The organism is Vibrio sp. TH_r3 (assembly GCF_033101115.1).
Taxonomy (GTDB): domain Bacteria; phylum Pseudomonadota; class Gammaproteobacteria; order Enterobacterales; family Vibrionaceae; genus Vibrio.
Window position 1 is genome coordinate 97695 of sequence record NZ_JAWMPW010000012.1, and the last position, 8315, is coordinate 106009.

Below are 8315 nucleotides of genomic sequence, written 5' to 3' on the forward strand. Positions count from 1 at the left end.
TCGGGGGAGCTTTTATTGGATAGTTTCAAGTAGTAGCCTGAATAAGTTTATTTTTCAGTTAAATATTCCAATACAACTTCATGGTGTGTTTTGGTCTTAAACTTATTAAATACATGCTCAATGATGCCATCTTCATTAATCAAAAATGAGATTCGATGAAGGCCATCATAAACTTTGCCCATGAACTTCTTCTCTCCCCATACCCCAAATTTATCTGCTGCTGAATGGTCTTCATCTGAAAGTAGCGTGAAATTTAATTCATCTCTTTCGATAAATTTACCTAGACGTTTTACTGGATCAATACTGACACCAAGAACCACCACATTTAGGTCATCAAGTTGTTTTTTTATGTCTCTAAGGCCTTGTGCTTGTACCGTACAACCGGGAGTCATTGCTTTTGGATAAAAATAGAAAAGCACTTTCTTTCCTTTGAAATCGGAAATAGTCACTTCGTTACCGCTTTGGTCGAGTAAAGTCACATCAGGTGCTGGTGTTCCAGCCGTTAATGTTTCCATTTCGGGTTTCCTTTATAGACTGTTTTTTATGAAATTGAGAGAACCTTGCACCGATAATTGAGTACAAAGCTGGTTAAAGTCTTCTTGTAACTGCATCAAGTTATACTCTGCGTTTACTGTTGCTGTAATAGTAATTTGAAACAAATTATTGTCTCTGTTCAGTTTGTTTTTATCTATAGTTTTTGCACTTAGCGAGGATAGTTCTATATTTTTTTCGGCAAAAAACTGAGTAAACTGTTCGGTTAACCCTTTTCTATCATCCGATTCTACGTATATCTCAACCGTATAATTTTGATTTAACGCTTGGTGAGGAGAGGTGCGCTTCATCATGGTAATTAACCCGTGCTCCTGCCCAAGAGTTGGAAGCATCGTTTCAACACGCGTAATGGTGTTCGTGTCGCCAGATATCAACATTAATAGGGTAAATTCGCTACCAAATAATGCTATTCGACTATCTACAATATTACACTCTGACTGAGTGACCAGTCTAACAATTTGATTGCATATCCCTGGTCGATCCGTACCTACCGCAGTAATGACTAGATGTTGAGGCATAAATGTCGCTTTTTTTTGAGTTATAAATCAATACTAGCACAATTGATATTTGGGTAAATAACAAACCAGTTTGACGCTTTTTGTTTAATAAATGGATAAAAGGGTAATTATTGGCGTATTTAGTGTAAAGCATCACACTATAATCCCTTGTGTTTTCTCAGTTTCATGCATTACTATGCAGGTAGTTAAATTAAAGGGAGAGAGACATGTTTTCAGGAAGTATAGTAGCGTTAGTTACACCATTTAAAAGTGACGGTGAAGTAGATTACGATGGCCTAGAGAAATTAGTAAATTTCCATGTTGAATCGGGTACTGATGGTATTGTAGCGGTAGGTACAACAGGCGAATCAGCTACGTTGACTATTGAAGAGCATGTTAAGGTTGTAAACAAAATCGTTGAGTGTGCTGATGGTCGAATTTCGGTTATTGCGGGCACAGGTGCTAATGCGACTCACGAAGCTGTAACTTTTAGCCGTTTGCTAAATGATTCTGGTATTGACGGTGTTCTTAGCGTAACGCCTTATTACAATAAACCGACGCAAGAAGGCTTGTATCAACATTACAAAGCGATTAACGATGTAAGTGAAGTTCCGGTTATTCTTTATAATGTACCAGGACGTACAGCTGTTGATCTTCTTCCAGAAACCGTTGCTCGTTTATCAAAATTAGACAAAATCGTTGCTATTAAAGACGCGACAGGTGATTTGAAAAGAGTTGCAATTCATCGTGAACTTTGTGGCGAAGATTTCGTCTTACTTAGTGGTGATGATGCAACTAGCCTAGAATTTATTCGATTAGGTGGTAAAGGTTTTATCTCTGTTACAAATAATGTAGCCGCTAAAGAGATGGCTACACAATTTAAACTTACCCAACAAGGCAAGTTTAAAGAAGCAGCAGAAATTGATAAAAACTTAGCAGCATTACACAAAAATTTGTTTATTGAAGCGAGTCCAATTCCAGTTAAATGGGCAGTGCATCAAATGGGTCTTATAAGTGATGGCAGTTTACGTCTACCGTTAACCGTACTTTCTGAAGAGGCTCAACCTGTTGTATTGAAAACCCTTAAAGACGCTGGAATATTATAAGTCGATATTAAATTCGAGATAACTCTATGGTCATCTCGAATTTTATTAGGAGTACAGATGAAGTTTTCTCATCAGCTAGTGATTGGTTCACTGGCTGTTCTTGTTTTAAGTGCATGCGCGAGCAGTCCTGAACAACGACGCCAAGCTAAAGATGATTTTGAATACCTAGATACGGTTGCCTTTGAATCATGGAAGGTCCAAGAAGATGCGATTGGAGAGTTCTATCCGAACTATGATATTCCGTCTGCGGATTATAAAGGACCGATTGGTCCTGAGGTAGATATAAGACCACCGCAACAAGTTTTGGAATTGATACCTGGTGCTCGATCTGAAGTTAAAGATGGCGTGGTCACACTTTGGTTACTTCAAGAAGCAGAGCTAGATAAAGTATGGAATACCTTGCGTCAATTGATCGATGATAGAAACATTCAATTAATCGATGATAGCGATAAGCACATAGAAACCGATTGGATATCTTGGCAGTCTGAAGATGAAGAAAGCCTGATAGAAGCACGTTATTTATTCGAAAGATTTGCTGCTAATAATCGACATGGTTTTAAAGCGACGTTGATTGATTGGAAAGAAAATGGTGTAGAGAAAGAGGTTAGTATCACTAACAAAGAACGATACAACACATTTATGACCAACGTAATTACTTCTACCTATGATCAAAACTTACGAGCAGAAGCCGAACTTAAAGCGCTTGAATTAGTTAAGAAAATACCGATTAGCATGGGTAAAGATAGAAGTGGTCTGCCGGTTATTATTGCTCGTTCACCTTATAATATCTTTTGGCAAAGAACGGTGACAGTTCTTCCTTTGGTCGGGTTTGATTTAGAAGAGAGAAACCAATCTCAGGGATTAATAAAGGCAACATATTCTTCACCAGACGATGAGTTTTGGACTTCAATAGGTACCAAACCATTACAACTGGAAAGTAAAAGTTATACTTTTGTTCTTGGGGATCTCGGCAACCGTACTTCGGTGAATATTACTGATAGCTCAGGTAAACCAGTAACTGAAGAAGTTTTACAATCCATCGTTCCAGTCTTGACCGCAGTGATAGAGAATCAAGAATAACTTTTATTACTTGATTGTAGAAAAGAGGACGCTATTCAGTGTCCTTTTTTTTATTCGGTGTTTGCCGTTGTTTGTCTAACTCGTTCAATTTATCTAAATCGCTTTTTTCTTTATTCTGACCAAATTTCATATTGGCGGTATATTTTAATGCGGCAATATTACCTATAACTACACTTACAATAATGATACTGATGACCCAAGGGTTTAAAAGAAATTCAATCATATGACCTGCTCCGGCAGATGTTCGTTACGTAGTGGGTATATATGTGCTTAAAATTTTCATTAATCACTGAAAAACCCAAGACATCCTGTTGTTCTAGCGTTTCTATGATTACTGATTTCGATAATTTTTCCAGATAGGGTTCACTGATTTTAACGTGACTAATATGCCAAGGCTCAGGAGCTATCCCCCCTAGATCCATCTCATAAGGAAAGAAAAAACCGAACTGGGTTAAATTTCGTTTAAGCCAATGGTAAAAAGGAGCTTGATGTCCAGTTAAATACTCCCATGGCTCTAATTGTAGGCGATGATTTTTAGGTAGTAAGTTTTTTGCATAGATATCGAGGTCCGTTCCCCAGTGGTGTCGACTTGTTCCGGGTAAAGCGGACCAACGTAAAATAGCAAACAAACGTTCCTTATCCGTTAGCAAAGAGTGATCTAGCGTTTGGCTTGCCGAATCTAAAATTGCTGTTTTACCTGAAAACTTATTGTTCCAAATTTTCTTCTGCCGTTCAAAATTACGAAAACCACTTGCTACTTCAAGTTGAAATCCGGCTTTATCAGCAGCATCAACAAGATGAAGTAAATCCTCTTGAATAAGAGTGTTGATTTTTACTGTTTGGAATTTTGTCTGAGCTAAGGTCAAATGAGATTCCGTTAATCCTATTAATTGCTGCTGATTCATCGGTTCTATTTACCTAATAACTTTTGCAGAGTTTTTTCATACATGTCGGTAAGTTTTTCAAGATCAGAAATACTGACACATTCATTAACTTTATGAATAGTGGCGTTTATAGGACCAAGTTCTATTACCTGGCAATCCATTCGAGCAATAAAGCGTCCGTCGGAGGTTCCTCCAGTGGTTAACAATTGCGGTTTGGTATGGTTTACCTCTTCAACGGCTTCTACTACCGCATCGAGAAGTGCACCACGATCAGTTAAGAAAGGGTCGCCATTAAAGGTCCAATCTAATTCATAATCTAGACCAAAGGAATCTAATGTGGAATGAACTCGACGCATTATCTCTTGGTTATTTAATTCGGTGCTAAAGCGCATATTAAACTGAACGTTAAACTCACCCGGAATCACATTCGATGCTCCAGTACCAGATTGAATATTTGGAATTTGGAAACTGGTTGGCGGAAAGTACTCATTACCGTCGTCCCATTTTGTGTTAACCAGTTCAGCGAGAGCGGGCAGAGCTTGATGAATAGGGTTGTTGGCTAAATGCGGGTAAGCAACATGACCTTGTACCCCTTTGATCTTTATATCGCCAGTGATAGAGCCCCGACGGCCATTTTTAATGATATCACCAGTGAAATGAGTACTAGAAGGTTCACCAACAATACACATGTCAATATTTTCACCGCGCGCCATCAATGCTTCAACGACTTTAACGGTGCCGTTGATAAACGGCCCTTCTTCATCAGACGTGATAAGAAAGCCAATAGAACCGGTATGATTTGGATTTTCTGCTATGAATCGTTCTACTGCAACAACCATACAGGCTAATGAACCCTTCATATCAGCGGCTCCACGTCCATGCAAATGTCCATCAATAATTGTTGGTTCAAATGGAGGAGTATGCCACTGATCAACTGGACCAGATGGTACAACATCGGTATGCCCAGCAAAGGCAAAGAGAGGCGCTTGAGTACCACGTCTAGCCCAAAAATTGGTGGTATCGTCAAATACCATTATTTCGATTTCAAACCCTAGCGCTTTAAGTCGTTCTATCATTACAACTTGGCAACCTGCGTCTTCCGGAGTGACCGATTGACGACTAATTAAATCTTTTGCTAATGCTAGTACTGGGCTGTTGCTCATTTTAAAAAAATCCTTTTATTTGAATATATCTGTGTACATTGGTGCTTTAAAACCAATATAAAATTGGTCATTTACTTTTAAAATAGGGCGCTTGATCATCGCTGGATACTCAACCAAAAGAGTGACAGCCGATTGTTCATCTAATGCCTCTTTTTGCTCGGCAGATAATTGGCGATAAGTGGTGCCCCTCTTGTTCAGCACTTGCTCCCAACCCAGAGTTTGGCAAAATAATTCGACTAGTTCAGAGTCAATGCCTTGTTTGCGATAATCATGAAAATCAAAATTGATATCAGCCTCTTGCAGCCACTTCTTTGCTTTTTTTATTGTGTCGCAGTTTGGAATACCGTACATGGTAATCATTATTATTTTCCTTATGTTTGAACTCTATCTTGAATCCTATCAGGAACATGGCCTACAGACAAAGTAACTCAGCTTAACGATTAAATTACCATCTATTACATAAATTATCTTAATCCTCATGAATAATGTGTTCTTATTGATCGAACGCAAAAACAATCACGGCAAAAAAGAAATAATACAAGGCACTGTGAATTTAATTCCTGAAATGATGAGTCATCGACTCTACGCTGTATTGGAGAGAGCAATGGATTTGAGTCCTGTTTTTGCGAGAAGGTTATATTTAGCTCTTTTAGTAGAAAATTTAGAAAGGCCAAACGTACCTAAATTAATTGAAAAAACGGGCTGGCCACGCAGAACCATTCAAGATGTATTAAAAGCATTACCAGGTATTGGTATTGAGCTTATTTTTGTTCAGGATGGTAGAAGACATAACGATGGTTACTATCAGCTTTCAGATTGGGGGCCGTTCGATAGTCAATGGGTATTAGAGCGACGGAGAGAAATTGCTTCTGCGTTGCTTGAGCGTTAATAGGTTTAGCCGGTTAATTTAATTAACAGCGTTAAGCCTATCTAATCAAACCAACAAAAAGTGCCGCTCGGAACGTCGCACTTTTTGTTGTCAAAATCATATCTTCTGGCAGAAATAACATTCACGGCAATAATAAATAGGCTAAAAATCCTAACCAACTTAGCAACAGCAACAGCCAAGGTAATTTTTGTGTATGGTTATTTGAAATGTTTGTTTCAGCGTGGTCTGAGGCGTTTTCAGTTAAGTTACTTGCCTGTTGTTGTTTTACCTTTTGGCTTTTCTTTCTGGTTTTATCCGCTTGACGTTTTTTTTCTTTTTGTTGTTTCTTATACAGCGAAATACCTTTTTCAATGCCTTGTGCAATGAGCTTAGTATGTTCTTTGCTTTGGCCTTGTCTTTGGGTTGCTTTAGCGATTTTCATTGCTTCAGCTTGAGATTCGGCAGAAATTGTTTGTTTTGTTGGTTTCATAAAAAATCTTACAGAAAAATGAGTAACCGAGCTAGATTATATGATATATGTTCCTAGATAAATAACTTGATGAATAATGTGATCAGTGCGTTACACAATAGAAGAATATAATAGCGATGGATTTCTAAAAGCTCCAATATGGTTGTGGCTAGGTTGGTTACTTTTAGCCAAGGCATGGATTGTTTTTGTTGTGGCGGGTGCCAGTCGAAATGTAGGGGCGACATTGTTGGAAATTATATATCCAGTGCATTCAACTTTATATATCGGCTTAGTGGCAGGTTTTCCTGCCATTACATTTATGTGGTTACTTGGTTTGCGAAAAACAGAACGAAAACTGATTTGCCGCTTGTTAACGCACGGCAAAAGCTGCACTATTTTTACTGTGTGTATTCAGTTAATTTTAGTCAGCTACCAAATTTATTTAGATGATATTCAGTTTAACTGGCCTAATGCCATCACTTTAGTCAGTTTATTATGGTTGTTGATTTATGTCGTAAAAAGTCGGCGAGTTCGTGATTGTTTTCGTTCTCCATTATTGACATAAATTATGAAAAACTTATTTAATGATTGTTGGTTTTTACATCATGGATGTGAGTGTGTTACAAGATAAGTTTTGAAGGCAAGTTTGAACTTGCGTGGTATGTAATCCCCTCAGTTGGATGTCGCTAGTTATATGCACTTCCCGTCGTTGGGAAATAGAATTTTACAATATGTATGCGGAGACAACGCTATGGCGTCATATCAATCGGCTATTGTTCCAGTTACTGGACCATTTGCACTTTATGTCCAATTAAAAATAAATTCACAGGCAAAAGAAGTCATTGCTCAGCTCAAAGCACTACCTAGATTGGTAGATGAAGTAAATCAAAGTCAATCTGGAGCAGCGTTAACCTGTTCTATGGCTTTTAGCCGCAAATTTTGGGCGCAGAGTAACCAGCCTATGCCTGAACAATTGATTGATTTTTCTCAACTAGGAGAGGGTGATATTACTGCTCCAGCAACCGACGTGGATGTTCTGATGCATTTTCACTCTAATCGTCACGATCTCCATTTTTATCTATTTAGAAAATTGATGTCAGAAATACAAGATTATGTTGCTGTTGTTGATGAAACATACGGCTATCGTTACTTAGACGCTCGTGATATGACTGATTTCATTGATGGAACAGAAAACCCACAAGGCTCAGAACGAGAGAAAGTAGCCATAATTCCGGATGGTGATTTTGCTGGTGGTAGCTATGTTATGGCACAAAGATTTGTGCATAATTTGCCTGCATGGAATCGGTTATCTGTTTCAGCTCAAGAAAAAATTATTGGTCGTACCAAACCAGATTCTATAGAGCTTGACGACGTACCAGCTGCATCTCATGTTGGGCGCGTTGATATAAAAGAACAAGGTAAAGGGCTTAAAATCGTTCGGCAAAGTTTGCCTTATGGTTCTGTGACAGGAGAGCACGGGCTATTTTTTATTAGTTATTGTAATCAATTACACAATATTAAAGTCATGTTAGACAGCATGTATGGAGTAACGGATGGCAAAACTGACCAGATGTTACGTTTTACTAAAGCCGTTACAGGCGCCTATTTTTTTGCACCATCGAACGAAATGCTTCAAGTATTAGACGTTTAATAAACAGGTAAATAGACAGAATAGAATCAAGAGAGCATGTTGCTC

Annotated in this window: 12 protein-coding genes; 5 read left to right on the forward strand and 7 right to left on the reverse strand. The window is 38.3% G+C overall.

Annotation, left to right across the window (positions count from 1 at the left end; translation table 11 throughout):
- Positions 1–47: 47 nt before the first annotated feature.
- Together bcp and R3X26_RS11740 are read right to left on the reverse strand one after the other, a co-directional pair.
- Complete coding sequence (gene bcp, locus R3X26_RS11735) at positions 48–515, reverse strand: thioredoxin-dependent thiol peroxidase (RefSeq protein WP_317717503.1); 468 nt, start codon at positions 513–515, stop codon at positions 48–50.
- Between the two features lie 12 nt (positions 516–527).
- Positions 528–1070: a glycine cleavage system protein R gene (locus R3X26_RS11740; protein ID WP_317717504.1), complete on the reverse strand. Its 543-nt coding sequence runs from the start codon at positions 1068–1070 to the stop codon at positions 528–530.
- A 206-nt stretch (positions 1071–1276) separates the two neighbouring features.
- Between R3X26_RS11740 and dapA the strand changes: the two genes are divergently transcribed.
- Together dapA and bamC are read left to right on the forward strand one after the other, a co-directional pair.
- Positions 1277–2155: a 4-hydroxy-tetrahydrodipicolinate synthase gene (gene dapA / locus R3X26_RS11745; protein ID WP_317717505.1), complete on the forward strand. Its 879-nt coding sequence runs from the start codon at positions 1277–1279 to the stop codon at positions 2153–2155.
- Positions 2156–2212: 57 nt separating this feature from the next.
- Positions 2213–3235, forward strand: coding sequence for an outer membrane protein assembly factor BamC (gene bamC, locus R3X26_RS11750; protein ID WP_317717506.1), 1023 nt, complete (start codon positions 2213–2215; stop codon positions 3233–3235).
- A 31-nt stretch (positions 3236–3266) separates the two neighbouring features.
- Here bamC and R3X26_RS11755 read toward each other — a convergent pair whose 3' ends face one another.
- The 4 genes from R3X26_RS11755 to R3X26_RS11770 are packed head-to-tail and all read right to left on the reverse strand — an operon-like array spanning position 3267 to position 5645.
- Positions 3267–3458: a DUF2897 family protein gene (locus R3X26_RS11755; RefSeq protein WP_317717507.1), complete on the reverse strand. Its 192-nt coding sequence runs from the start codon at positions 3456–3458 to the stop codon at positions 3267–3269.
- Positions 3451–4140 (reverse strand): M15 family metallopeptidase, encoded by a 690-nt coding sequence (locus R3X26_RS11760; RefSeq protein WP_317717508.1) that lies wholly within the window; start codon positions 4138–4140, stop codon positions 3451–3453. Before R3X26_RS11760 ends, R3X26_RS11755 begins: the two co-directional genes overlap by 8 nt.
- Before the next feature lie 5 nt (positions 4141–4145).
- A complete protein-coding gene (dapE, locus tag R3X26_RS11765) occupies positions 4146–5282 on the reverse strand; it encodes a succinyl-diaminopimelate desuccinylase (protein ID WP_317717509.1) in 1137 nt (378 codons plus the stop codon).
- Between the two features lie 15 nt (positions 5283–5297).
- Positions 5298–5645, reverse strand: a complete 348-nt coding sequence (locus R3X26_RS11770; protein ID WP_317717518.1) for an ArsC family reductase — start codon at positions 5643–5645, stop codon at positions 5298–5300.
- Positions 5646–5886: 241 nt separating this feature from the next.
- Here R3X26_RS11770 and R3X26_RS11775 point away from each other — a divergent pair, with 241 nt between their 5' ends.
- Entirely contained in the window at positions 5887–6171 is a 285-nt protein-coding gene (locus R3X26_RS11775) for a helix-turn-helix domain-containing protein (protein ID WP_317717519.1), read from the forward strand.
- 121 nt (positions 6172–6292) lie between these two features.
- On the opposite strand, the gene R3X26_RS11780 is transcribed toward R3X26_RS11775, so the two are convergent.
- The gene (locus tag R3X26_RS11780; RefSeq protein WP_317717510.1) at positions 6293–6640 is read right to left on the reverse strand and encodes a DUF2956 family protein; all 348 of its coding nucleotides are present in this window, start codon (positions 6638–6640) and stop codon (positions 6293–6295) included.
- Positions 6641–6725: 85 nt separating this feature from the next.
- Here R3X26_RS11780 and R3X26_RS11785 point away from each other — a divergent pair, with 85 nt between their 5' ends.
- Complete coding sequence (locus R3X26_RS11785) at positions 6726–7184, forward strand: DUF2919 domain-containing protein (RefSeq protein ID WP_317717511.1); 459 nt, start codon at positions 6726–6728, stop codon at positions 7182–7184.
- Positions 7185–7370: 186 nt separating this feature from the next.
- Positions 7371–8270 (forward strand): Dyp-type peroxidase, encoded by a 900-nt coding sequence (locus R3X26_RS11790; protein WP_317717512.1) that lies wholly within the window; start codon positions 7371–7373, stop codon positions 8268–8270.
- The last annotated feature ends 45 nt before the right edge of the window (positions 8271–8315 follow it).

Bases quoted from the DNA above. Each gene is read 5' to 3' on its own strand.
- bcp (WP_317717503.1), bottom strand. From the start codon at position 515: ATGGAAACATTAACGGCTGGAACACCAGCACCTGATGTGACTTTACTC.
- R3X26_RS11740 (WP_317717504.1), bottom strand. From the start codon at position 1,070: ATGCCTCAACATCTAGTCATTACTGCGGTAGGTACGGATCGACCAGGG.
- dapA (WP_317717505.1), top strand. From the start codon at position 1,277: ATGTTTTCAGGAAGTATAGTAGCGTTAGTTACACCATTTAAAAGTGAC.
- bamC (WP_317717506.1), top strand. From the start codon at position 2,213: ATGAAGTTTTCTCATCAGCTAGTGATTGGTTCACTGGCTGTTCTTGTT.
- R3X26_RS11755 (WP_317717507.1), bottom strand. From the start codon at position 3,458: ATGATTGAATTTCTTTTAAACCCTTGGGTCATCAGTATCATTATTGTA.
- R3X26_RS11760 (WP_317717508.1), bottom strand. From the start codon at position 4,140: ATGAATCAGCAGCAATTAATAGGATTAACGGAATCTCATTTGACCTTA.
- dapE (WP_317717509.1), bottom strand. From the start codon at position 5,282: ATGAGCAACAGCCCAGTACTAGCATTAGCAAAAGATTTAATTAGTCGT.
- R3X26_RS11775 (WP_317717519.1), top strand. From the start codon at position 5,887: ATGGATTTGAGTCCTGTTTTTGCGAGAAGGTTATATTTAGCTCTTTTA.
- R3X26_RS11780 (WP_317717510.1), bottom strand. From the start codon at position 6,640: ATGAAACCAACAAAACAAACAATTTCTGCCGAATCTCAAGCTGAAGCA.
- R3X26_RS11790 (WP_317717512.1), top strand. From the start codon at position 7,371: ATGGCGTCATATCAATCGGCTATTGTTCCAGTTACTGGACCATTTGCA.